Source organism: Phreatobacter aquiterrae (genome assembly GCF_053471285.1).
This window is the reverse complement of sequence record NZ_JBJPHW010000002.1, coordinates 341,537-363,388: the sequence shown is the minus strand read 5'-3', so window position 1 is coordinate 363,388 and position 21,852 is coordinate 341,537. Positions and strand designations below refer to the sequence as shown.

Sequence of the window (21,852 nt, the reverse complement as noted above, 5' to 3'; positions counted from 1 at the left end):
CCTCAGTTGCCGCCGCGGTCGATGCGCGCCCAGGGCGGCAGGCCCGCCCGCTCGGGCGCGCGCGGCGGCGGCAGGGTCGCGACCCGCGGATTGCCGGGGGCGCGGCTCTCGCCGGTGGCAACCGCGCCGCGGATCCATGGCGCGATGGCGACCACCGGCATGGCGACCGTGAGCGAGCCGCAGCCGCGCGTCTCGGGCGGACCCGAGACGAGGCTGACGACGCCGACGACGCTGCCCCCTGCCAGTGCCGGCCCACCGGAATCGCCCTGGCAGGCCGAGGGACCGAAGCCGCGCGCCATCATCTGCAGGTCGCCGAGGGCCGTGTAGCCCGAGGGCGAGCGCTGCAGCACGGGAAGCGTCACGCGGCGGAGCTGACCGGCGCTGCGCATGTCGTCGAGCTGCTGGCGGCCGAAGCCGGCGATCGTCACCCGCGTGCCGGGCGCCGGATCGCGGCCGCCGAGGCGGGCCGGGCCGAAGCCGGACGGCGGCAGGTCGCGCATGGTCAGCACGGCGACGTCGATGGGCGCGGTGCTGCCGGTCGGGCTGCGCACGCCGGGATGGCCGGCGGCGGCGAGGACGGGGGTCAGCGCGATGATGCGGCCCTGGCGGATGAAGGCGACGACGGCGAGCCGGGCTCCGGCGACGCAATGGGCGGCGGTCAGCACGCTGCGGCGGCCGATCAGCGTGCCGGTGCAGCCGTTGGCGTCGCCGGTGACGACGAGCACGGAGGACCGCGACAGCGCGTCGCCGGCGCCCACCGCCGAACCGCCGATGATGGCGTGGGCGGGATTTGCCGAGAGGGCCGCCGCCAGGGCGACGCCGGCCAGAAGGGAACGTCGGGGGGACGCGATGCGCATCACAAACCTCCAAGGCCGCGAACGGCTTCCTCGATCCAGCGCCGGTGGGGAGCCACGGGCACCGTTCCCGTCAGGGCGCCGCAGCGGGCCGACCCGCGACCGGTCGTCCAGCTGACGATACCCGATACGACGGGACGCCCCGCTTCGGATGCATAGACGGGCCCGCCGGAATCGCCCGTGCAGGCGCCGAGCGCCTGGGGACCCGGGCCGGTAAGCCTGACCTGATAGGTTGAAGGACGGCCCGTCACCGTCAAGGCGGCGGATCGCAGCACCCCGGCGCTGCGCGCATCGCCTTCCGCCGCCGGGCCGAAGCCGACCAGCCGGATGGCCGCGCCGGACCGGGGAATGGCGCCGCTCGCCAGCGCTGCCGGGCGGGTGCCGTGGCCGATCGGCAAGGTGGTGCGGATGACCGCGAGATCCACCGCCGTGCGCCGCGCCTGCCAGTCGGCGCGGCGGTAGGCCGGATGCACCCGCCGGTCGGCGATCTCGTTGATGATCGGAACGCGGCCGGGTCCGAAGATGAGGATGCCGAGACGGCCCGCGCCGTCGACGCAATGCGCCGCCGTGAGCACCAGCCGCTCGCCGAGCACCGCGCCGGTGCAGAAGCCCTGGCCGCCGGTGATGATCACCGTCTGCGGCGCCACGGGGTCGCTGGCGGGCACCGGAGCGCCGCCGATCACCGCCCCGGCCGGGGCGGCGCCGATGAGAACCAGCCCGGCCATGGCCCGGAAGAACGTCCGGAAGAACTGATGCACGTCGCCACCTCGAAATCGTCGGCCTGAGAAGGCCCCGTGCCGGCCCACCGTGTCAACACGATGGCCGGTCATCCCGCCGCGCCGATGAACCTCGGCGCCGCACGTCGCCACGCATGGCCAGCCGAAGCGAGATCCCATGAGCCTGATCCTGACCCAGCCACCCGCCGAGGAGCCACTCGGCCTCGCCGATCTCAAGGCCTTTCTCAAGGTCGAGGGCTCGGAGGAGGACGGCCTGATCCAGTCGGTCGCCGCCGCCGCCCGCACCCATCTCGAGGCGCTGACCGGCCGCGCCTTCGTCACGCAAGGGTGGCGCATCCGCCGCGACGCCTGGCCACCGGCCGGGCGCCTGACCCTGCCGCTCGGCCCGGTGGCCAGCCTCGACGCCGTGACGGTGGAGACCGGCGACGGCGCGGTGAGCGTGCCGCTCGACCGCTTCCGCCTCGACGGCGCGGCCCTGCCGCCTCGCCTCGCCTGGCAGCCGGGGAGCGTGCCGTCCCCGGCGGTGCCGCTCGCGGGCATCGCCATCGACGTGACGGCGGGCTTCGGCTCGCCCGCCGCGGTTCCGCCGCCGCTGGTCCAGGCCATCCGCCTGCTCGCCGCCTACTGGTTTGACAACCGCTCGCTGGTGACCGTCGGCCACGAGGTGGCGGTGATGCCGCGCATGGTCGCCGACCTTGTCGCTCCCTTCGTCGCACGGAGGCTGACATGAACCCCGGCGCCTTCCGCCACCGCCTCTTTGTCGAGGCGCCCTACGAGACCCCGGACGGCGCCGGCGGCGTCACCCGCGCCTTCGAGACCGTCGGCCTCATCTGGGGACTGATCGAACCGATGGGCGGCACCGAGGCGATGAGCCAGGACCGTCTCGCCCAGCGCCTCACCCACCGCATCACCATCCGCGCCTTCACCGGCCTCACCGCGGCGCACCGCCTGCGCAAGGGCGCCCGCTTCTTCGAGATCCGCGCCATCAGCGCGGACGTGCCGGCGCGCCGCCTGATGACCCTGTCCTGCGAGGAGATCGCCCCGTGAAACCGCTCGTCACCGTCGCCTTCGGCGGGCTCTCCGCCGACGCCCGCCTGCCCGGCTGGACCGCGCCCTTCCTGGTGCGCCTCGCCGACCGCTTCATGCTCGAGGCCGCCAATGGCGGGCCGCCGCTGCGCCTCGTCCGCAGCGACCGGGGTGTCGCGGTGGTCGATGAGGCGCCCGACGCCTTCGCCCGCGAGTTCGGAGCCCTCGACCGACCCGCCGCGCCGCGCCTCGGTCCCGCTGCCGACCGCCTGCGCGCGGGAGGCGTGTGATGAGCCTCGCCAGCCTGGCGCTGCGCCGGTCGCTGCACGACGTGCTCAACGCCCATGCCCCGCTCGTCGCCACGCTCGGCGGCGCGAAAGTCTATGACGAGCCGCCGCGCACCGCCGCCTTTCCCTATGTGACCCTCGGCGATGCCCGCACCACCGACTGGTCGACGGGCGATTCCGCCGGCCACGAGCACGCCCTGACCCTGCACGTCTGGTCGCGCCAGGGCGGCCAGTCGGAAGCCCATGTGGTGGCCGGGGAGGTGATGTCCGCCCTCGAGACGGTGCCGCTCACCCCCCTCGGCCAGCGCGTCGTCAACCTGCGCTTCGCCACCGCCGACATCCGCCGCGAGGACGATGGCCGCACCTGGCACGGTGTGGTGCGTTTCCGTGCCGTGACCGAGCCGGCCTGACCCCGTTCTGACCCTGATCCGGAGATCCCCATGGCCGCCCAGAAAGGCAAGGACCTGCTCGTCAAGATCGCCGACGGCGAGAGTTTCGTTACCGTCGCGGGCCTGCGCTCGCGTCAGCTGCGCTTCAATGCCGAGACCGTCGACGTCACCCATGCCGAGAGCGCCGGACGCTGGCGCGAACTGCTCGGCGGCACCGGCGTCAAGCGCGCCTCGGTGTCGGGTTCTGGCATCTTCCGTGACGAGGCCTCCGACGCGCTGATGCGCCAGGTCTTCTTCGACGGGGCGATCCGGACCTTCCAGGTGATCGTGCCGGATTTCGGCACGGTGGAGGGGGCGTTCCAGGTGACGGCGCTGGAGTTTGCCGGCAACCACAACGGCGAGGTGACCTACGACATGGCGCTGGAGAGCGCCGGTCAGCTCGGCTTCAGCGCCGCATGAAGCGCTTGAATCGAAATTCTCAGGGGGGCGGTACGAGGTCGTCACCAACGGCACCAACTCCCTGCGGGACCGGCCAAAACACCCTTCCACCTGAATCACCGTGTCACCAGCGGAGGCTTCCATGCCCAATGCCCGTCGCGGCGAGATCGAGGCTGAACTCGGCGGCGCGACGCGCCGCCTGGTGCTGACCCTCGGGGCCCTCGCCGAGCTTGAATCCCATTTCGAGGCGCAGGACCTCGTCGACCTCGCCGAGCGCTTCGGCACCGGGCGTCTGTCCGCCGGCGATCTCGTCGCGGTCATCGGCGCGGGGCTGCGTGGGGCAGGGGAGAGCATCTCGGACCGCGAGGTGGCGGCGCTCACTGCCGCAGGGGGAGCGGCGTCCTACGCCCGGATCGTGTCCGACCTGCTGACCGTCACCTTCGGGGCCGGTTCGGCCGGGGAGGGGGCCGCCGCCGCCCCTTTCGGTCCGGCGCCTCCGGCAGGCGCCAGCCCGAGCCCTTTCCGTGGGACGACGTGATGCGCCTTGCCCTCGGCCGGCTCGGCTGGTCGCCGGATGCCTTCTGGCAGGCAACGCCGCGCGAGCTCGCGGCCGCCCTCGAGGGGGCCTTCGGGCGGATGGGCGGCGCGGCGGACCGCCCGATGCTGGAGCGGCTCATGGCCGCCTATCCGGATCGGTGAGGCCCATCCTCGCAGGGGACTTGCATCTAACAAGTGCGTCCTTCGAGGCTCGCCACCGGTCGATGCTGAGGCATCGCCGGAGGCTCGCACCTCAGGATGAGGCGGGTGGGTGAGTTGCACCGGCGTCGACCGACGCTCGGCCGCTCCGCTCTTCCTGCACGTGCAATCCACGGCCTTCCTCATCCTGAGGTGCGAGGCGATAGCCGAGCCTCGAAGGACGCACTTGGCTGATGCAGGGCGCCGATCCGGAGCCCGACAAGCAGGTTCACGCATTCAGGAGCTTCCATGACCGCCATCGACACGCTTTCCGTCGAGATCACCGCCGACACCACCGCCTTCCGCCGCGAGATCGGCGAGGCGGACAGGCTGGCGCGCGGCTTCGGAACCTCGATGAGCCGGGCCTTCGCCAATGCCGTGGTGAAGGGACAGGACCTCGGCAGCGTCGTGCAGACCCTCGGCCAGCAGCTCTCGGCCATGGCGCTGCGCGCGGCGATCAGGCCCGTCACCGACGGCCTGTTCTCTTCCTTCCAGGATCTGCTGATGGGCTTTCGCGGCCTCGGCTCGGGCGTCACCGCGGAGGCCGGCCCGCTGTCCGGCCTCGTTCCCATGGCGCGGGGCGGCGTGATCGCCGCGCCGACCTACTTTCCCATGCCCGGCGGGCGCACCGGCCTGATGGGCGAGCGCGGCGCCGAGGCGGTGATGCCGCTGACGCGCACCGCCGACGGCCGTCTCGGCGTGGCGGCGGGAGGCCAGGGGTTGCGACCCGCCATCGTCATGAACGTCACGGCCCCGGACGCGGCGAGTTTCCGCCGCTCCGAGGCCGAGATGGCGGCCCTGCTGGCCCGCGCTGTGGCGCGCGGCCGGCGCGGGCTGTGAGGGACTGCGGGAAGGCTCAGGCCGCCTTGGTGAGGAGCACGACCAACTGGTCGAGCAGGTGCAGGCGTTCCTTCTTCAACTCCTCCGCCGTGTCGTCGGAGGCCGGCGTCACCTGCGTGTCGATGCGGTGAATCTCGCGGTTCACCGTGTGATAGCGCTCGGCCAGCCGGGCGAAATGCGCGTCGGTCTGCTTCAGTTTCGAAATGGTCTCGGCCTTGTCCGGGAATTCGGCGGCGAGTTCGTGGGGGGTATGGCTCACTGAATGGGTCTCCTTGGCTGAACCGCCGCCACTATCGCCGCGCCCGTGGCCGGCGGCCTTGTCCAGGATCAAGCGAGGGATGCCATGCCCGCCTTTCACGAGGTGACCTTTCCGCTCGACATCGCCCTGGGGGCGTCCGGCGGCCCTGAACGGCGCACCGACGTGGTGCTGCTCGGCTCGGGCGCCGAGGAGCGCAACGCCCGCTGGGCTCATTCGCGCCGCCGCTACGACGCCGGCTACGGGGTGAAAAGCCTCGCCGGCCTGCAGGCGGTCGTCGCCTTCTTCGAGGAGCGGCGCGGCCGCCTCCACGGCTTCCGCTTCCGCGACCGGCTGGATCACGCCTCCGCCCAGCCCGGCGCGGCGCCGTCGCCCGTCGATCAGCCGATCGGCATGGGCGACGGCGAGAGGCTCGTCTTCGCCCTGGCGAAGACCTATGGGGCAGGCGAGACCGGCTATGTCAGGCCCGTCGTCAAGCCGGTCGCCGGTTCTGTGAGGGTGGCGGTGGATGGGGAGGAGACGGCGGCCTTCTCCGTCGATCCGACGACGGGGCTGGTGACCCTCGCCGCGCCGCCTCCCGATGGGGCGGCGCTGACGGCCGGCTTCCTCTTCGACGTGCCGGTGCGCTTCGACACCGACCGGCTGGACGTGAACCTCACCTCCTTCGCCGCCGGCGAGATCCCCTCCATTCCCCTCGTCGAGATCAGGGTGTGACCGATGCGCGCCATTCCGCCCGCCCTGCAGGCCCGGCTCGACAGTGGCTGCACGAGCCTCGCCACCTGCTGGATCGTCCGCCGCATCGATGGCGTGGCGCTGGGCTTCACCGACCATGACCGCGATCTCGTCGTCGATGGTGTCGCCTGCCGCGCGGCCAGCGGCTTCGACGGCTCGGCCGCCGCCGAGAAGCTGGGCTTTGCCGCCGGCACGGCGGAGGTCGCCGGCGCGCTGGTGGACGAGGCGATCACCGAGGTCGACATCCGCGCCGGCCGCTATGACGGGGCGCGGGTGGAGGTCCACCTGGTCGACTGGTCGCAGCCGGACCTTACCGTCCTCATCAGGGTGATGACCCTCGGGGCGATCACCCGCGAGGGCAAGGCCTTTCGGGCGGAGCTGCGCTCGCTCGCCGCCGCCCTCGACGTGGAGCGCGGCCGGCTCTACACGCCGCGCTGCCCGGCCGATCTCGGCGACGCCCGCTGTGGCGTCGCGCTCGATGCGGCCGACCGCCGGGCGGATGGAACGGTGACGGCGGGCGGCACCGCAACGATCGTCTGCGCCGGGCTCTCCGCGCTCTCCGCCGATGCGCTGGCAGGCGGACGGATCGAGATCCTGACCGGTGCGGCGCAGGGCTTTATCGTGGAGATCGCCTCGGCGACGCCGGTCACCGACGGCGTCAGGCTCGTCCTCTGGCAGCCGGCGCCGGTGCTGCTCACGGCCGGCGACGCGGTCCGCGTCACCGTCGGCTGTGACAAGGCCTTCGCCACATGCCGCGACCGCTTTGCCAATGCGCTGAACTTCCGCGGCTTCCCACACATGCCGGGCATCGACCGCATCCTCTCCGTGCCGCTGCCGGGCGAGGGCGGGCACGACGGGTCGGTGGTCGGGCGGTAGGACGCCCGGCCCCCGGCCTCTTGCGTTGCCTGGCCCTCTCAACCCCATGGAACACCGCCCCATGCCCACGCGCTCCGCCATCGTCGCCGCCGCGCGCGGCTGGTTCGGCACGCCCTATCGCCATCAGGCCTCGATGCGCGGCATCGGCTGCGACTGCCTCGGCCTCGTCCGCGGCGTCTGGCGCGAGGTGATCGGTCCCGAGCCGGTTTTCGTGCCGCCCTATACGCCCGACTGGGCCGAGGCCCACGGCCACGAGACCCTGGCGGAGGCCGCCCGCGCCCACCTTGTCGAGGTTGCGCCCGCCGCAGCGCAGGCCGGCGACGTCGTTCTGTTCCGCTGGCGCGCCGGCCTGCCCGCCAAGCACTGCGCCATCCTCACCGGGCCGGCGACGCTGATCCATGCCCATGACGGCGCGGCCGTTGCGGAGGTCGCCTTCGCGCCGTGGTGGCGGCGGCGCATCGCCTTCGCCTTCGCCTTTCCAGACCTCGTCCCGGAGACCGCCTGATGGCCGCTCTCGTTCTTTCGCTGGCCGGCGCTGCGCTCGGCGGCACCTTCGGAGCAGCAGGTGCCGTCGCCGGCCGCCTCGTCGGTGCGCTGGCCGGAGCCGTCGTCGACCGGGCCCTGTTCGGTGCGCGCCCGCCGGACGGGCCGCGGCTGAAGGATCTCGACGTCATGTCCTCGACCGAGGGCGCGCCGATCGCGCGGGTCTATGGCCGCATGCGCGTCGCCGGTCAGGTCATCTGGGCGACGAAGCTGACAGAACATCCCTCCGGCGGCGGCAAGGGCGGGCCGCGCCAGCGCACCTACAGCTACACCGCGAATGTCGCCGTCGGGCTCTGCGAGGGGCCGATCGCCGGCATCGGGCGCATCTGGGCCGACGGCAAGGAACTCGACCAGACTGGCAAGACGATTCGCGTCCATCGCGGTACCGAGGATCAGCCGGCCGACCCGCTGATCGTCGCCAAGGAGGGCGCGGGCGAGACACCGGCCTATCGCGGCCTCGCCTATGTCGTCTTCGAGCAGCTCGCCCTCGACGATTTCGGCAGCCGCATCCCGCAGCTCACCTTCGAGGTGATCCGCCCCATCGGCGCGCTGGAGCCGATGGTGCGCGCGCTCGTCGTCATCCCCGGCGCGACCGAGTTCGGCTACGAGCCCGGCATCCACGCCCGCGAGCACGGCTTCGGCCGCTCGGCCCCCGAGACGCGCCACACGACACGCGACGGCTCCGACTTCACCGTCGCCCTGGACGAGGCGCAGTCGCTCTGCCCGAACCTCGAGGGCGTCTCGCTCGTCGTCGCCTGGTTCGGCGACGACCTGCGCGCCGGCCATTGCACCATCCGCCCGGCCGTGGAGCGCCGCGACAAGGAGGTCGCGGGCCTCGAATGGCTGAGCGCCGGCGAGACGCGCGCCACCGCCCGCCTCGTCTCCGAGGCGGACGGCAAGCCCGCCTATGGCGGCTCGCCGTCGGACGCGACCGTCATCCGCGCCATCCGCGACCTGAAGGAGCGCGGGCTGAAGGTGACGCTAATCCCCTTCGTGATGATGGACGTGTCGGCGGACAATGCGCTGCCAGACCCGCACACCGGCGCGGCGAGCCAGCCGGCTCATCCCTGGCGGGGACGCATCACCTGCGACCCCGCGCCGGGCCGGGAGGGGTCGCCCGACGGCACGTCAGGCGCGGAGGCCGAGGTCGCGGACTTTCTCGGCACGGCGGCCGCCGCCGACTTCGCCTGGGCGGGTGATGCGGTCGCCTTTTCCGGCCCGGCCGAATGGCGCTATCGCCGCTTCGTCCTGCACATGGCGGCGCTGGCGAAGGCTGCCGGCGGGGTGGATGCCTTCCTTCTCGGCTCGGAAATGGTCGGGCTGACGCGGCTGCGTGGCGCCTCCGGCCATCCCTTCGTCGATGGCCTGGTCGATCTCGCCGGTGAGGCGAGGGCGCTGTTGCCCGACACCATCCTCACCTATGCCGCCGACTGGACCGAATATGGCGGCCAGGCGCGGGGATCCGATCTCGACTTTCCCCTCGATCCGCTCTGGGCGAGCGCCGACATCGGCGCGGTCGGCATCGACTGGTATGCGCCGCTCTCGGATCGCCGGGACGAGACGACGGGCTCGCCCTATGACCGGACGCAGCTTGCGGAGGGCTTTGCCTCCGGCGAGGGATACGACTGGTTCTACGCCTCTGATCTCGACCGGGCCGTGGGCACGCGCGCGCCGATCGCCGACGGCCTCGGCAAACCCTGGGTCCACCGGCAGAAGGACATTCTCTCCTGGTGGTCCGAGCCGCATGTGCCGCGTGTCGGCGGCGTCGAGACGGCGGCGACCGCCTGGGTGCCGATGTCGAAGCCGGTCTGGCTCACCGAACTCGGTTTTCCCGCCGTCGACCGCGGCACGAACCGGCCCTCGGTCTTTCCCGATCCGAAGTCGAGCGAGAGCGGCCTGCCGCCCTTTTCCAATGGCGACCGCGACGACCTGATCCAGCGCCGGGCGCTGGAGGCGGTGCTGGGGCGGCTCGACCCGGCCTTCGGCGCGGGCGAGGCGGCGAACCCGGTCTCGCCGCTCTATGGCGGCCGCATGATCGACCCCGCGCGCATCGCGCTCTGGGCCTTCGATGCGCGGCCCTGGCCGGCCTTTCCGCGCGCCGCCGATGTCTGGGCCGATGGCGCCAACTGGGACACCGGCCACTGGTTGAACGGCCGTCTGGGTGGAGCCCCGGTCGGCGATCTCATGCGCGCCGTGCTGGCGGACCACGGGATCACGGCGGTGGACTCGGAGACGGTGGAGGGCGTCCTCGACGGCTTCTCCATCGACCGGCCAATGACCGCGCGGGACGCGCTGGAGGGCATCGCCCGCGCCTTCGGTGTGGATCTCGTCGAGCAGGCCGACCGGCTCGTCCTGTCGGGACGGCCCCCGCCGCCGGCGGGCAATCTCTCCGTCGACAGCTGCGTCGACGAGGACGACCGCTACCCGCTGTCCGTGACGCGCGGCGATCGCGACGACCTGCCGGCGGAACTCTCGATCGCCTATACGGAGACGGACGCGGACTTCCGCGCCAGCGCGGTGACGACGCGGCGGCTGGCCGGCGGCAGTTCCAGGGTCTCCGGGCTCTCCCTGTCGGCGGCCGGCGACCCCGGCGAAATGACGCTGCGCGCCGAAGGGCTGCTGCACCGGCTCTGGTCGGGCCGCGATGCGGCGGCCTTTGCCCTGCCGCCGTCGGCGCTGCGCTATGAGCCGGGCGATGCGCTCGTCATCGCCGGGCCGGCGGGGGATATGGCGGTGCGCATCACCGCCCTCGAGGGCACACTGATGCGGCGCGTCGAGGCCGAAAGCCTCGCGCCCGCGGTGCGGGGCCGCAAGCCGAAGCCGGTCCGCCGGGCCTATGACGGGCCGGCCGGCGATGGTCGCCCGGCTGTCGCCATCCTCGACCTGCCGCCGCTGTCGGAGGCCGAGCCCGTGCCGCTGTCGTGGTGCGCCGTCGCCGCCGAGCCCTGGCGCGGACCCTATACGGTCTGGCGCGGCGGGGAGGGGCTCGGCGACGAGCCGGTGGCGAGCCTGGTGCGTCCTTCGATCATGGGCCGGACGCTGTCGCCGCTTGGCGGCGGCGGGCCCTGGCTGTGGGAGCGCGGCGCGGGCGTCACGGTGCAACTCGTCACCGGCGCGCTCTCCGGGCTACCGGAGGCCGCCGTGTTCGGCGGGGGCAACGGTTGCGCCATCCAGCACGGCGATGGCGGCTGGGAGGTGATGCAGTTCCGCGACGCGCTGCTCGTCGCCGACCGGACCTATGTCCTGCGGCCTCTGCTGCGCGGCCAGCGCGGCACGGAGCACAGGACGGGACCGGTGGCGGCCGGGGCGCTGGTGGTGATGCTCGACGGACCGCTGGCCTCGCTCGGCACGGGACTCGACCTCGTCGGACGACCGTTCCGCTACCGGGTGGGCTCGTCGACGCTGCTCGCCGCCGACCCGGCGGTGGTGGAACTGGAGGCGACGGCCGGCCTCACCGCGCTGATGCCCTTTGCCCCCGTCCACGCCCGGGCGCGGCGGGAGGCGGCGGGCATCCGCCTCGCCTGGACCCGCCGCTCAAGGCTTGGCGGCGACGGCTGGGACCTGGCGGAGATCGGCCTCGGCGAGACCGCCGAGCGCTACCTCCTCACCATCCGCGATACGGGCGGCGCGGCTGTCCGCACCGTCGAAACCGCGGCGCCCGGCCATCTCTATGCGGAGGCCGACGAGATCGCCGATTTCGGTAGCCCCCAGCCGACGGTCCGCTTCACCGTCCAGCAGATCTCGGCGGTCGCCGGCCCCGGCCATGCGCTCGATGCCGTCCTTCCCCTCTGACGCGAGATTGCCATGTCCACGACCACCCACCTCGGCCTGCCGCTGATCGCGGCGGCGCAGGCGCAGAAGCACGTCACCCACAACGAGGCGCTGCAGGTGCTCGACGCGCTGGTGCAGCTCGCCGTCGCCGACAGTGATCGCACCGCACCGCCGACAGGTCCCGACGACGGCGACCGCCACATCGTCGCGGCGGGGGCGACCGGCGACTGGTCCGGCCATGACGGCGAGGTGGCCGCCTTCCTGTCGGGCGGCTGGGTCTTCGTCGCCGCGCGCCGCGGCTTCGTGGCGCTGGACGCGGCGGAGAACCGGCTGCTGATCCACGACGGCGCGGAGTGGCGCGACCTCTCCACCGCCTTGCGGCTGCAGAACCTCGGCCATCTCGGCGTCAACGCCACCGCCGACGACACCAACCGCCTCGCGGTGCGGTCAGGGGCGGCGCTGTTCTCGCACGTGCCGGCGGCCGAAGGCGGTAGCGGCGACATGCGCCTGACGCTCAACCGGGAGACGGCGGGCGACACGGCGAGCCTGGTCTTCCAGTCGGGCTGGTCGGGTCGGGCGGAACTTGGCCTCGCCGGCGACGACACGTTCCGCCTCAAGGTGTCGGCGGACGGCGCGGCCTGGACCGAGGCCGTCGCCGTCGATCCCGCCAGCGGGCGCCTGTCCGTGCCGGCCGCCGGCCTCAGGGCGGGCGCGGCCGAACTCGCCGCCCTCGGCAGCCTCTGGGGCATCAACACGGCGGCGCCTTCGGGAACGCTGCACATCGTCCATGACGGGACCGGGCAGGTGCCGCTGGTCCTCGAGCGCTGCCAGGACAGCGGCTCGCCCAATCTCGTCACCCGCCGCTCGCGCGGCTCTGTGGTGGCCCGCACCGCCGTTCAGGCCGGCGATGTCGTCGGCGGCCAGAACGCCTTCGCCCATGACGGCGCCGACTATCGCGTCTGCGCGCAGCTGCGCCCCGTCGTCGACGGCGCCGTGTCGACGGGGATCGTGCCCTCGCGCTGGGAGCTCTTCACCACCGACGCGAGCGGCGTCACCGCGGTCAGGACCACCGTCGACCGCAACGGCGACCTCACCCAGACCGGCGCTATCAGGGCTGGCGGTCCGGTCCGGCCCGGATCCTTCACGGTGGTGACGCTTCCCGCCGCCGCCGATCATGCCGGCGCGCTGGTCGACGTGGTCGACGAGGCGGGCGGGCGGACCCTCGCCATGTCCGACGGCGCCGACTGGCGGCGGGTTCACGACCGCGCCGTCGTGTCCTGACGGCGCGGCCCGTCCATCACCTTCATCCTTCCCCAACCAGGAGACCTGTCATGAACGACCTGTCCGATCTCGGCCTCAAATCCGTCCTCGCCAGCCGCACCGTCTGGTCGAGCCTCGTCGGCATGGGCTGCCTGCTGGCCTCGATCTTCGGCGTGCAGACGCATCTCATCGACCAGGGCGCGCTCGCCGAGGCCCTGCTGCAGGCGGCGACCGGCGTCAGCTTCGCTGGCACCATCGTCTTCCGCGTTCTGGCGAAGCGGAAGCTCGTGCCGTGACCGGGCTGTCATTCATCCGGGGTTCAGGCCGGGGGGCTAGCCTTCCCGGTTCTCTCAAACCCGGTGCCCCCGGTTGACCATGCCACTCGCCCGCATAGCCGCCACCGCCGTCGTCCTGGTGCTCGCCGCCGGGACGGCGCATGCGCAGGTCTCGTGCCTCTCGCCCACCGAGAGGCGCGCCGCCGTGGCCGGCGGACAGGCGATGCCGCTGTCGCAGGCGCAGCGCGGCCTCAGGGCGGAGCATCCCGGCGAGGTCATCAATGCCCGGCTGTGCCGGGCCGGCACCCAGCTCGTCTACCTGCTGACAGTCGTCGCCCGGCATGGCAAAGTCATGCGGGTGCGCATCGATGCGAAGACCGGACAGGTCGTCCAGGTTCGCTGACCGCGGCTGATTTTCTCAGGAGACTTCCCTTGCGCCTGCTCGTCGTCGAGGACGATCCGGATCTCAACCGGCAGATCACCACCGCCCTGACCGACGCGGGCTATGTCGTCGACAAGGCCTTCGACGGCGAGGAGGGCTATTACCTCGGCGACAGCGAGCCCTATGACGCCGTCGTGCTCGATATCGGCCTGCCGAAGATGGACGGCATATCCGTTCTTGAGCAGTGGCGCCGCTCCGGCCGCACCATGCCGGTGCTGATCCTCACCGCCCGCGACCGCTGGTCCGACAAGGTGCAGGGCTTCGACGCCGGGGCCGACGACTATGTCGCCAAGCCCTTCCACATGGAGGAGGTGCTGGCGCGCCTGCGCGCCCTGCTGCGCCGCGTCGCGGGGCAGGCCACCAACGAGTTCAACTGCGGCCCCGTCCGCCTCGACGCCCGCGCCGGCCGGGTGACGGTCGACGGCAATCCGGTCAAGCTGACATCGCATGAATACCGGCTGCTCGCCTATCTGATGCACCAGCAGGGCAAGGTCGTCTCCCGGACGGAACTCGTCGAGCACATCTACGACCAGGATTTCGACCGCGATTCCAACACGATCGAGGTCTTCATCGGCCGCCTGCGCAAGAAGCTGGGCGTCGACGTCATCCAGACGGTGAGGGGCCTCGGCTATATCCTCCAGCCGCCGACGCAGCCCGCTGCGAGCCCCTGACATGGCCGCCGCGTCCCGCGCGCCCTCGCTGGCGCGGCGCCTCTTCGTCCTGGCTCTGGCCTTCGCGGTGGTCCTGCTGACGCTCACCGGGCTTGTGCTCAACGCGGTGAACCGGGCGGCGATCGAGCGCGGTTTCGACCGGCGGCTCGGCGTCTATGTGAAGCTGCTGATCGCCGATCTCGCCGGCGCGGTGGATGATTCGCAGATTGTCGTCGGCGCCAATCTCGGCGAACCGCTTTTCGAACTGCCCCAATCGGGCTGGTACTGGCAGATCGTCCGCACCGACGCCGGCCGCAACGAGGTGCGCACCTCGCGCTCCCTGTTCGACGGTCGCCTGCCCAATCTTGGACCCGAGGCGGTCGCCGATGGCCCGACCCGCTCGCGCGAGGGCTATCTCGATGCGCCGAACGGGGTGCGCCTGCGCGCGGTCGAGCGCACCATCGAACTCGGCGAGGACGGCAATTTCACCATCCTCGTGGCCGGCCCGGCCGACGACATCGCGCAGGCGGTGCGCGAATTCAGCATCACCCTGATCGGCGCGCTGCTGTTGCTGGCGGTGGGCATGGGCGTCGCCGCCCTCTTGCAGGTGCGCGTCGGCCTCAAGCCGCTGCAGCGGCTGGTCGGCGGCCTCACCGCGATCCGCGCCGGAGAGCAGGAGCACCTGGAGGGCGACTTCCCGGTCGAGATCGCCCCGCTGGCGCGTGAGGTCAACGCCCTCATCGACAGCAACCGCGAGATCGTCGAGCGCTCGCGCACCCATGTCGGCAATCTCGCCCACGCCCTGAAGACCCCGCTCTCGGTGATCCAGAACGAGGCCGCCGGCCGCGACGATCCGCTCGCGGCCAAGGTCGTCGAGCAGGCGCGGGTGATGCGCGACCAGGTCAGCCATCACCTCGACCGGGCGCGGGCGGCGGCGCGCGCCCGCGTAGCGACCACGACGGTCCCGGTGGACGAGGTGGTGGCGGGGCTCGCCCGCACCATGGAGAAGATCCACCGCGACCGGTCGCTCTCGGTGACCTGCGACGTCCCGGCCGAGGTTCGGTTCCGCGGCGAGCGCAACGATCTGGAGGAAATGGTCGGCAATCTCGTCGACAATGCCTGCAAATGGGCCTCCGCCAGCGTCGCCGTCACCGGCTGGCGCGAGCAGAGCCCGACCTCGGCCGACCGCGCCTTCTTCTCGATCGCCGTCGACGACGACGGCCCGGGCCTGACCCCCGCCGAGCGCGAGTCGGTCGGCCACCGCGGCCGCCGCCTCGACGAGACCAAGCCGGGCTCGGGCCTCGGCCTGTCCATCGTCTCCGAGCTGGCCGGGCTCTATGGCGGCGGCCTGAGGCTCGATGCCTCGCCGCGCGGCGGCCTGCGCGCAATCCTGCGCCTGCCGGCGGTGTGAGGGGGCGCGGCGCCGCCTTTTCGCCTCATTCGGCTGGACAGTGGCGCCGTCATTCACGCTCCGGCCCGGCGGCCGGGCTCCATGAACGGAACGATCCCATGCGCCTGCGCCTTGTCGCCGCCACCGCCCTCATCGGCCTCACCGTCGCCGGTTGCGAGACCCGCGAACAGTCCGGAACCGCCATCGGCGCCGTCGCCGGCGGCCTCATCGGGTCGCAGTTCGGCGGCGGACCGGGCGAGCGCCTGGCAGCCGGCATCGCCGGCGCGGCCATCGGCGGCCTGATCGGCAACGCCATCGGCCGCGACCTCGACGCGCAGGACCGCGAGCGCGCCTATGCCGCCGAGCGCGTCGTCTGGGTCGAGGGCCGCCGCTCCGAGTGGCGGAGCGAGAAGGCCTACGGCTATGTCGAGCCGGGCCGCACCTACTACCGCGGCGCGGTGTATTGCCGCGAATACACCCATACGATCTATGTCGGGGGCCGCCCGCAGACCGCCGTCGGCACCGCCTGTCGCAACCCCGACGGCAGCTGGTCGCAGGTCGGCTGAGGCGCGGCCACCACTTCTTAACGCCCGCCGGTTAACGTCTGCGCCTCATGACCGAGGCTGCCACCGCGACCCGCCAGGAGAATGCCGCCGCTTCATCCCCCTTGGAGCGGCTGCGCGCCTATCTGGCTGCCCTGCCCGAGGCGGCCAAGCAACTCCTGTCGGCCGAGATCACCCGCGCCAAGGCGCGCGGCGAGGAGGTTCCCGGCGGCGATCTCATTCTGGCCGCCCTGCGCCAGGGAAGCGGTCCGGCGGTACCGGCCGCCATCGGCGCCGCGGCCGAGCCCCTTCCCGAGCGGGAGGATGTCGTCCCTCGGCTGATGTTCCGGCCGCTCGAACCCTTCCTCATCGACGAGCGCCTGGAAACCAAGGTGCGCGGCCGGATCATGCGCGCCTCGCTGCCGGCGATCTGGACCTTCGTTCGCCGCGATCTCAAGCCCAAGGAGGCGGCTGATCTCGAAAAGGCCTGCCGGCAGGCGCTGGAGGCGGTGGATGAGGCCCGGGCGCTGGCGCTGATCGCCGCCTTCCTGCCGCCGTTCACCGCCGCCGCCCATGCCGCAATCGAGCAGTCGAACGCCAGCGAGCAGGACCGCAAGCGCCTCACCGTGCGGCTCGGCGACGAACGGGTGCGCGACGACATGGTCGATGTCCTCGCGATCCTGACCGATCTTCCGGCAATCACCGCCGCCATTGCCAAGGGGCCGCCGTCGATCAAGAATCTCGCCGACGAGGGCCTCGCCAATGCCCGCGCCATGCTCGATCCGCTGGCGGCGAGCCGGCCGGGGCTGCTGCCCTATGCGCTGGCGCTGATGCAGGGCCGCCTTGTCCATCGCGCCCAGCTCGTGCGGCTCGCGGTATCGGCCGCCGACAGCGACGAGCCCAGCAAGATCGCGGCCAGCCCGTACCGCGCAGCGGTCGACCTCGTCATCGGCGACGTCGAGCGGGCGACCCAGCGTGTCTCGCGCGCGCTGAAAGAGGGCCGGGGCGACAGGGCCGCCTCCGGCATCAAGGAATTCCACGATTCCGTCCGGGCGCTGCGCACCGACATGAGCCTGACCAGCGACGGCCCCTGGCCGCGGCGCATCGGCAAGCTGCGCGCCGACCTCGCGACGCTCCTGTCGGCGCAGATCGAGGGCATTCCCGGCGAGGTTCGCCGCCTGATCAGGCCGCGCCAGCGCAGCGAGCAGCCGATGGCCCCGATCACCGAGGAGGTGGTCGTCGAGGTCGAGAATCGCCTCGAACTCCTCAACCATTGCCGCACCTACGCCTCCGAGATCGCGCTGAACGAGATCACCCAGCGCGTCTTCGCCGAGATCCAGGGCTATCTGGATCCGACCCTGACCCAGTTGATGGAGAACATCCGCAGCTCCCCCGACACGGATCGGGCGCTGAAGATCAGCCAGATCGAGGCGGCGGTGCGCTTCTCCGCCCGCATCTTCGGCGCGAGCTACGCCCAGCTCCTGCAGAAGGCGGCCGATGTCGCCATCAACAGCGGCAAGGCGCCCCGCTGAGGGCCGAAGGCTTGCGCCACATCAAACCTTGACGAGCGCGACAACCTGAACGTTGTCGGGCGTGCCCGTGTGGTCTATCTGGCGGGTATCGAGAGTGCCCCCCGGCGCTCGCCCGGATCACACCCGCCCCCGAAGCTCATGGACGGCTCCCTCACCATCTGGCTTGCGATTGCGGCGATGACCGGCGCGGCGGTTCTGGCCGTGCTGCTGCCCCTGTCGCGGACCGCCGGCGCCGTTGCCACCGGCGTGGATGTCGCCGTCTATCGCGATCAACTGGCCGAGATCGGCCGCGACTCCGAGGCCGGTCTCATCGGCGCGGCGGAGGCCGAGGCAGCGCGCATCGAGGTGTCGCGACGCCTGATCGCCGCCGCCGACCATCGCGACGAGGCCGATCTGGCCGGCGCGACGCGCCGCCGTCGGATCGTCGCCATCGCAGCCATCGTCGTCATTCCTGTGATCGCCGCGCTCGCCTATGGCCTGCGCGGCCAGCCGGGTTATCCCGGCCAGCCGCTGGCGGAGCGCCAGCGGGCAGCGCCCGCGCAAACCGACATCGCCTCCCTCGTCGGACGCATCGAGACGCATCTCGCCGCCAATCCCGAGGACGGACGCGGCTGGGAGGTGATCGCGCCGGTCTATCTCCGTCTCGGCCGGGTTCCGGACGCGCTCAGGGCGCGGGCCAACGCCCTGCGCATCCTCGGGGCGACCGCCGACCGCGAGGCCGACCTCGCCGAGGCGCAGACGATCGCCGCCGGCGGCGTCGTCACGGCGGAGGCGAAGGCCGGGTTCGAGCGCGCGCTCGCCCTTGGCCCCGGCCATCCCAAGGCCGGCTACTTCATGGGCATCGCCGCCGAACAGGACGGCAAGCCCGAGGAGGCGCGGGCGATGTGGACGAGGCTCGTCGAAAGCGCTCCGGCGGGAGCGCCGTGGATCGGCCTGCTGCAATCCGAGATCGCCCGCCTCGGCGGCCCCCCGGCCCCGGCGGCGGCCGCGACTTCCGCCCCTCCTGACATCCGCGCCATGGTGGACGGCCTCGCGGCGCGCCTCGCCGCCGACGGCTCGGACTTCGAGGGCTGGCTGCGCCTCCTGCGCTCCTATGCCGTGCTGGGCGAGGCGTCCAAGGCGCGCGAGGCTGCGGCCACGGCGCGCCAGCGTTTCGCCGCCGAATCCGACAAGATCACCCGGCTTGACGGCCTGCTGAACGAACTGGGGCTCGGTGGCTCATGACCATGACCGGCACTCCCGTCCTCGTCCGCAAGGGCATGACCCGCAAGCAGCGCCGCCTGACGCTCATCGGCCTGGCGCTGGGCGTTCTCGGCATCGCCGCCGGCCTCGTGCTCTACGCCCTCTCCGGCTCCATTACGCTGTTCCAGTCGCCGACCGATATCGTCCAGAAGAACCTCGCCCCCGGCTCGCGCATGCGCCTCGGCGGCCTGGTGGAGAACGGTTCGGTCCGGCGCGGCGAGAACATGCAGGTGAGCTTCACCGTGACCGACGGCACCCATTCGATCCCGGTGACCTATCGCGGCGTCCTGCCGGACCTGTTCCGCGAGGGGCAGGGGGTCGTCACCGAGGGCGTTCTGGGACCCGACCGTTCCTTCCGTGCCGACAGCGTTCTCGCCCGCCATGACGAGAACTACATGCCGAAGGAGGTGGCCGACAGCCTGAAGCGGCAGGGTCACTGGAAACCGGGTGAGGCGGCGCCGAACCCCAATGCCGCCAATCCGCGTCCCGCAACCGCCCCCGGCGCGGCGCCGACGCCAGCGGGGTCGCGCTGATGTCGCCCGAGATCGGTCACTACGCCCTCGTCCTCGGCCTGGCGCTGGCGCTGGTCCAGTCGGTCGTGCCGATCTGGGGCTCGCGCAAGGGCGACGCCGGGCTGATGGGCATTGCAGGTCCCGTCGCCATCGGCCAGTTCGCCTTCGTCGGCCTCTCCTTCGCGGTGCTCACCTACGCCTATCTGGTGTCCGACTTCTCGGTCGAGAACGTCGTCCTCAACAGCCATTCCACCAAGCCGCTGATCTACAAGATCTCCGGCGTCTGGGGGAACCACGAGGGCTCGATGCTGCTCTGGGTGGTGATCCTGACGCTGTTCTCGGCGCTGGTGGCGCTGTTCGGGGGCAACCTGCCGCTCTCGCTGAAGGCCAACGTGCTGGCGGTGCAGGGCTGGATCACCGTCGCCTTCCTGGTCTTCGTGCTGAAGACCTCCAATCCCTTCACCCGCATCAGCCCGGCGCCGATGGAGGGCCGCGACCTCAATCCGCTGCTGCAGGACGTCGGCCTCGCGATCCATCCGCCGCTGCTCTATCTCGGCTATGTCGGATTCTCCATGTCCTTCGCCTTCGCGGTGGCCGCCCTCATCGACGGCAAGATCGACGCCGCCTGGGCGCGCTGGGTCAGGCCCTGGACGCTGGTCGCCTGGATATTCCTCACCGCCGGCATCTCCATGGGCTCCTACTGGGCCTATTACGAGCTCGGCTGGGGCGGCTGGTGGTTCTGGGACCCGGTGGAGAACGCCTCGCTGATGCCCTGGCTCGCCGGCACGGCGCTGCTGCACTCGGCCGTCGTCATGGAAAAGCGCGAGGCGCTGAAGGTCTGGACGGTGCTGCTCGCCATCCTCACCTTCTCGCTGTCGCTGCTCGGCACCTTCCTGGTGCGGTCGGGCGTGCTGACCTCCGTCCACGCCTTCGCGGTCGACCCCGAGCGCGGCGTCTTCATCCTCGCCATCCTCGTCGCCTTCATCGGCGGCTCGCTGGCGCTCTATGCCTGGCGCGCGCCGGCCCTGAAGCAGGGTGGGCTCTTTGCGCCGGTGTCGCGCGAAGGCGCCCTGGTGCTCAACAATCTGTTCCTCACCGCCTCCTGCGCCGCGGTCTTCGTCGGCACCCTCTATCCGCTGGCGCTGGAGACGCTGACCGGCGCCAAGATCTCGGTCGGCCCGCCCTTCTTCAACTGGACCTTCGGCCCGCTCATGGTGCCTCTGATGGTGGCGATGGTCTTCGGACCCTTCCTCGCCTGGAAGCGCGGCGACCTCTATGCCGTGGCGCAGCGGCTGACGCTGGCCTTCGCCGCGGGATTCGTCGCCATGGCGGTGACCTTCGCGGTGAAGTCGGGTGGCCCGATCCTCGCGCCGGTCTTCGTCGGCCTTGCCGCCTACATCATCGTCGGCTCGCTGATCGACATCGCCGAGCGCGTGCAACTGTTCAAGGCGCCGGCCGCGACGAGCCTAGCCCGCGCCCGCGGCCTGCCGCGCTCCGCCTGGGGCACGGCCTTCGCCCATGCCGGCGTCGGGGTCATGCTGCTCGGCATCGTCGGAGAGACCGCCTACAAGCAGGAGACCATTGTCCAGATGAAGCCGGGCGAGAGCGTCTCCGTCGCCGGCTACGACATGACGTTGGTCGGGCTATTCCCGGTGCAGGGGCCGAACTACCGCGATCTCGTCGCCCGCCTCTCGGTGCGCGAGGGTGGGGTCAGCGTCGGCGTTCTCGAACCGGCGAAGCGCCTCTATACCGCGCGCAACATGCCGACCACCGAGGCTGCGCTGAAGACGCGCGGCGTCTCGCAGCTCTACGTCTCGCCGGGCGATGCCGGCACCGACGGCTCCATCGCGCTGCGCTTCTTCTACAAGCCGATGGTCCTGCTGATCTGGATCGGCACGCTGGTGATGATGTTCGGCGGGCTCCTGTCGCTGTCCGACCGCCGCTTCCGCGTCGGCGCGCCGAAACCCTCGGCCCGCCGCGCCGCGGCCGCCGCCCAGCCGGCGGAGTGACCGCCATGCGGATGCTCGCCCTTGTCCTTGCGCTCGTGACCGCGACGCCCGCCTTCGCCGTCCTGCCTGGCGAGCGGCTCGACAATCCGGCGCTGGAGGAGCGGGCGCGCAACCTGTCGCAGGACCTGCGCTGCATGGTCTGCCAGAACCAGTCGATCGACGATTCCGACGCGCCGCTCGCCCGCGACCTGCGCCTTCTGGTGCGCGAGCGGCTGAAGGCCGGCGACAGCGACAGGCAGGTGATGGACTATCTCGTCGCCCGCTATGGCGAGTTCGTCCTGCTGCGACCGCGCTTCGGCTGGCATACGGCGGTGCTCTGGGGCGCGCCGGCGCTGTTCCTGCTCGCCGGCGGGGCCTATCTCGTGCTGTGGGCCCGCCGGCGGCGGTCGTCTCCGGTGGCCGGCCCGGCGCCGCTGACCGACGAGGAGAAGGCGAAGCTCGAGGCGGTGCTGAAGTCCTGAGGCGGCCCAACCTTACGGAGATGTAACTTCCCCGACAGGGTGGCGTAATCCAC

Annotated in this window: 26 protein-coding genes; 23 read left to right on the top strand and 3 right to left on the bottom strand. The window is 72.0% G+C overall.

Annotated features, from left to right (window positions below):
- Positions 1–2 precede the first annotated feature (2 nt).
- Positions 3–857 carry a trypsin-like serine protease gene (locus tag ACJ4V0_RS04245; RefSeq protein WP_448298310.1) on the bottom strand — a complete coding sequence of 285 codons (855 nt, stop codon included), beginning with the start codon at positions 855–857 and terminating at the stop codon, positions 3–5.
- Complete coding sequence (locus ACJ4V0_RS04240) at positions 857–1,612, bottom strand: S1 family peptidase (protein ID WP_448298309.1); 756 nt, start codon at positions 1,610–1,612, stop codon at positions 857–859. The genes ACJ4V0_RS04245 and ACJ4V0_RS04240 overlap by 1 nt, the downstream gene beginning before the upstream one ends.
- Positions 1,613–1,748: 136 nt before the next feature.
- Between ACJ4V0_RS04240 and ACJ4V0_RS04235 the strand changes: the two genes are divergently transcribed.
- The 8 genes from ACJ4V0_RS04235 to ACJ4V0_RS04200 all read left to right on the top strand — a co-directional run bounded on the left by ACJ4V0_RS04235 (position 1,749) and on the right by ACJ4V0_RS04200 (position 5,306).
- Positions 1,749–2,321, top strand: coding sequence for a head-tail connector protein (locus tag ACJ4V0_RS04235; RefSeq protein WP_448298308.1), 573 nt, complete (start codon positions 1,749–1,751; stop codon positions 2,319–2,321).
- A complete protein-coding gene (locus ACJ4V0_RS04230; protein WP_448298307.1) occupies positions 2,318–2,638 on the top strand; it encodes a head-tail adaptor protein in 321 nt (106 codons plus the stop codon). The genes ACJ4V0_RS04235 and ACJ4V0_RS04230 overlap by 4 nt, the downstream gene beginning before the upstream one ends.
- Complete coding sequence (locus tag ACJ4V0_RS04225) at positions 2,635–2,907, top strand: hypothetical protein (RefSeq protein WP_448298306.1); 273 nt, start codon at positions 2,635–2,637, stop codon at positions 2,905–2,907. The genes ACJ4V0_RS04230 and ACJ4V0_RS04225 overlap by 4 nt, the downstream gene beginning before the upstream one ends.
- A complete protein-coding gene (gp17, locus tag ACJ4V0_RS04220; protein ID WP_448298305.1) occupies positions 2,907–3,314 on the top strand; it encodes a DUF3168 domain-containing protein in 408 nt (135 codons plus the stop codon). The genes ACJ4V0_RS04225 and gp17 overlap by 1 nt, the downstream gene beginning before the upstream one ends.
- Positions 3,315–3,344: 30 nt before the next feature.
- Positions 3,345–3,752, top strand: a complete 408-nt coding sequence (locus ACJ4V0_RS04215; RefSeq protein ID WP_448298304.1) for a phage major tail protein, TP901-1 family — start codon at positions 3,345–3,347, stop codon at positions 3,750–3,752.
- Positions 3,753–3,873: 121 nt separating this feature from the next.
- Entirely contained in the window at positions 3,874–4,269 is a 396-nt protein-coding gene (locus ACJ4V0_RS04210; protein ID WP_448298303.1) for a gene transfer agent family protein, read from the top strand.
- The gene (locus ACJ4V0_RS04205; RefSeq protein ID WP_448298302.1) at positions 4,269–4,430 is read left to right on the top strand and encodes a phage tail assembly chaperone; all 162 of its coding nucleotides are present in this window, start codon (positions 4,269–4,271) and stop codon (positions 4,428–4,430) included. Before ACJ4V0_RS04210 ends, ACJ4V0_RS04205 begins: the two co-directional genes overlap by 1 nt.
- Before the next feature lie 285 nt (positions 4,431–4,715).
- The gene (locus ACJ4V0_RS04200) at positions 4,716–5,306 is read left to right on the top strand and encodes a phage tail tape measure protein (protein ID WP_448298301.1); all 591 of its coding nucleotides are present in this window, start codon (positions 4,716–4,718) and stop codon (positions 5,304–5,306) included.
- A 16-nt stretch (positions 5,307–5,322) separates the two neighbouring features.
- On the opposite strand, the gene ACJ4V0_RS04195 is transcribed toward ACJ4V0_RS04200, so the two are convergent.
- Positions 5,323–5,565 carry an HP1242/YdcH family protein gene (locus ACJ4V0_RS04195; protein ID WP_448298300.1) on the bottom strand — a complete coding sequence of 81 codons (243 nt, stop codon included), beginning with the start codon at positions 5,563–5,565 and terminating at the stop codon, positions 5,323–5,325.
- Positions 5,566–5,649: 84 nt separating this feature from the next.
- On the opposite strand from ACJ4V0_RS04195, the gene ACJ4V0_RS04190 reads away from it, so the two are divergent.
- The 15 genes from ACJ4V0_RS04190 (at position 5,650) to ACJ4V0_RS04120 (ending at position 21,799) form a co-directional block, all read left to right on the top strand.
- Entirely contained in the window at positions 5,650–6,276 is a 627-nt protein-coding gene (locus ACJ4V0_RS04190; RefSeq protein WP_448298299.1) for a phage distal tail protein, Rcc01695 family, read from the top strand.
- 3 nt (positions 6,277–6,279) lie between these two features.
- On the top strand, positions 6,280–7,170 hold the full coding sequence (locus ACJ4V0_RS04185) for a phage/gene transfer agent baseplate hub protein (protein ID WP_448298298.1): 891 nt from the start codon (positions 6,280–6,282) through the stop codon (positions 7,168–7,170).
- A 61-nt stretch (positions 7,171–7,231) separates the two neighbouring features.
- Positions 7,232–7,675, top strand: coding sequence for a DUF6950 family protein (locus ACJ4V0_RS04180; RefSeq protein ID WP_448298297.1), 444 nt, complete (start codon positions 7,232–7,234; stop codon positions 7,673–7,675).
- Positions 7,675–11,505, top strand: a complete 3,831-nt coding sequence (locus ACJ4V0_RS04175) for a baseplate multidomain protein megatron (protein ID WP_448298296.1) — start codon at positions 7,675–7,677, stop codon at positions 11,503–11,505. The genes ACJ4V0_RS04180 and ACJ4V0_RS04175 overlap by 1 nt, the downstream gene beginning before the upstream one ends.
- Positions 11,506–11,517: 12 nt before the next feature.
- The gene (locus ACJ4V0_RS04170) at positions 11,518–12,765 is read left to right on the top strand and encodes a DUF2793 domain-containing protein (protein ID WP_448298295.1); all 1,248 of its coding nucleotides are present in this window, start codon (positions 11,518–11,520) and stop codon (positions 12,763–12,765) included.
- Between the two features lie 50 nt (positions 12,766–12,815).
- On the top strand, positions 12,816–13,040 hold the full coding sequence (locus tag ACJ4V0_RS04165) for a hypothetical protein (RefSeq protein ID WP_448298294.1): 225 nt from the start codon (positions 12,816–12,818) through the stop codon (positions 13,038–13,040).
- Between the two features lie 73 nt (positions 13,041–13,113).
- The gene (locus tag ACJ4V0_RS04160; RefSeq protein ID WP_448298293.1) at positions 13,114–13,422 is read left to right on the top strand and encodes a PepSY domain-containing protein; all 309 of its coding nucleotides are present in this window, start codon (positions 13,114–13,116) and stop codon (positions 13,420–13,422) included.
- A gap of 29 nt (positions 13,423–13,451) precedes the next feature.
- Positions 13,452–14,132 (top strand): response regulator transcription factor, encoded by a 681-nt coding sequence (locus tag ACJ4V0_RS04155; protein WP_448298292.1) that lies wholly within the window; start codon positions 13,452–13,454, stop codon positions 14,130–14,132.
- 1 nt (position 14,133) lies between these two features.
- The gene (locus tag ACJ4V0_RS04150) at positions 14,134–15,522 is read left to right on the top strand and encodes an ATP-binding protein (protein ID WP_448298291.1); all 1,389 of its coding nucleotides are present in this window, start codon (positions 14,134–14,136) and stop codon (positions 15,520–15,522) included.
- 98 nt (positions 15,523–15,620) lie between these two features.
- On the top strand, positions 15,621–16,067 hold the full coding sequence (locus ACJ4V0_RS04145) for an RT0821/Lpp0805 family surface protein (RefSeq protein WP_448298290.1): 447 nt from the start codon (positions 15,621–15,623) through the stop codon (positions 16,065–16,067).
- Positions 16,068–16,114: 47 nt separating this feature from the next.
- A complete protein-coding gene (locus tag ACJ4V0_RS04140; RefSeq protein ID WP_448298289.1) occupies positions 16,115–17,575 on the top strand; it encodes a hypothetical protein in 1,461 nt (486 codons plus the stop codon).
- A gap of 138 nt (positions 17,576–17,713) precedes the next feature.
- Positions 17,714–18,799: a c-type cytochrome biogenesis protein CcmI gene (gene ccmI / locus ACJ4V0_RS04135; protein ID WP_448298288.1), complete on the top strand. Its 1,086-nt coding sequence runs from the start codon at positions 17,714–17,716 to the stop codon at positions 18,797–18,799.
- A 35-nt stretch (positions 18,800–18,834) separates the two neighbouring features.
- Positions 18,835–19,350: a cytochrome c maturation protein CcmE gene (ccmE, locus tag ACJ4V0_RS04130; protein WP_448298468.1), complete on the top strand. Its 516-nt coding sequence runs from the start codon at positions 18,835–18,837 to the stop codon at positions 19,348–19,350.
- Entirely contained in the window at positions 19,350–21,338 is a 1,989-nt protein-coding gene (locus tag ACJ4V0_RS04125) for a heme lyase CcmF/NrfE family subunit (protein WP_448298287.1), read from the top strand. The genes ccmE and ACJ4V0_RS04125 overlap by 1 nt, the downstream gene beginning before the upstream one ends.
- A 5-nt stretch (positions 21,339–21,343) precedes the next feature.
- Entirely contained in the window at positions 21,344–21,799 is a 456-nt protein-coding gene (locus ACJ4V0_RS04120; protein WP_448298286.1) for a cytochrome c-type biogenesis protein, read from the top strand.
- Positions 21,800–21,852: the final 53 nt, after the last annotated feature.

Excerpts from the sequence above, each read along its gene's own strand:
- ACJ4V0_RS04245 (WP_448298310.1), bottom strand. The coding sequence starts at position 857 with ATGCGCATCGCGTCCCCCCGACGTTCCCTTCTGGCCGGCGTCGCCCTG.
- ACJ4V0_RS04235 (WP_448298308.1), top strand. The coding sequence starts at position 1,749 with ATGAGCCTGATCCTGACCCAGCCACCCGCCGAGGAGCCACTCGGCCTC.
- ACJ4V0_RS04230 (WP_448298307.1), top strand. The coding sequence starts at position 2,318 with ATGAACCCCGGCGCCTTCCGCCACCGCCTCTTTGTCGAGGCGCCCTAC.
- gp17 (WP_448298305.1), top strand. The coding sequence starts at position 2,907 with ATGAGCCTCGCCAGCCTGGCGCTGCGCCGGTCGCTGCACGACGTGCTC.
- ACJ4V0_RS04215 (WP_448298304.1), top strand. The coding sequence starts at position 3,345 with ATGGCCGCCCAGAAAGGCAAGGACCTGCTCGTCAAGATCGCCGACGGC.
- ACJ4V0_RS04210 (WP_448298303.1), top strand. The coding sequence starts at position 3,874 with ATGCCCAATGCCCGTCGCGGCGAGATCGAGGCTGAACTCGGCGGCGCG.
- ACJ4V0_RS04205 (WP_448298302.1), top strand. The coding sequence starts at position 4,269 with ATGCGCCTTGCCCTCGGCCGGCTCGGCTGGTCGCCGGATGCCTTCTGG.
- ACJ4V0_RS04200 (WP_448298301.1), top strand. The coding sequence starts at position 4,716 with ATGACCGCCATCGACACGCTTTCCGTCGAGATCACCGCCGACACCACC.
- ACJ4V0_RS04190 (WP_448298299.1), top strand. The coding sequence starts at position 5,650 with ATGCCCGCCTTTCACGAGGTGACCTTTCCGCTCGACATCGCCCTGGGG.
- ACJ4V0_RS04185 (WP_448298298.1), top strand. The coding sequence starts at position 6,280 with ATGCGCGCCATTCCGCCCGCCCTGCAGGCCCGGCTCGACAGTGGCTGC.
- ACJ4V0_RS04180 (WP_448298297.1), top strand. The coding sequence starts at position 7,232 with ATGCCCACGCGCTCCGCCATCGTCGCCGCCGCGCGCGGCTGGTTCGGC.
- ACJ4V0_RS04175 (WP_448298296.1), top strand. The coding sequence starts at position 7,675 with ATGGCCGCTCTCGTTCTTTCGCTGGCCGGCGCTGCGCTCGGCGGCACC.
- ACJ4V0_RS04170 (WP_448298295.1), top strand. The coding sequence starts at position 11,518 with ATGTCCACGACCACCCACCTCGGCCTGCCGCTGATCGCGGCGGCGCAG.
- ACJ4V0_RS04165 (WP_448298294.1), top strand. The coding sequence starts at position 12,816 with ATGAACGACCTGTCCGATCTCGGCCTCAAATCCGTCCTCGCCAGCCGC.
- ACJ4V0_RS04150 (WP_448298291.1), top strand. The coding sequence starts at position 14,134 with ATGGCCGCCGCGTCCCGCGCGCCCTCGCTGGCGCGGCGCCTCTTCGTC.
- ACJ4V0_RS04145 (WP_448298290.1), top strand. The coding sequence starts at position 15,621 with ATGCGCCTGCGCCTTGTCGCCGCCACCGCCCTCATCGGCCTCACCGTC.
- ACJ4V0_RS04140 (WP_448298289.1), top strand. The coding sequence starts at position 16,115 with ATGACCGAGGCTGCCACCGCGACCCGCCAGGAGAATGCCGCCGCTTCA.
- ccmI (WP_448298288.1), top strand. The coding sequence starts at position 17,714 with ATGGACGGCTCCCTCACCATCTGGCTTGCGATTGCGGCGATGACCGGC.
- ccmE (WP_448298468.1), top strand. The coding sequence starts at position 18,835 with ATGACCCGCAAGCAGCGCCGCCTGACGCTCATCGGCCTGGCGCTGGGC.
- ACJ4V0_RS04125 (WP_448298287.1), top strand. The coding sequence starts at position 19,350 with ATGTCGCCCGAGATCGGTCACTACGCCCTCGTCCTCGGCCTGGCGCTG.
- ACJ4V0_RS04120 (WP_448298286.1), top strand. The coding sequence starts at position 21,344 with ATGCGGATGCTCGCCCTTGTCCTTGCGCTCGTGACCGCGACGCCCGCC.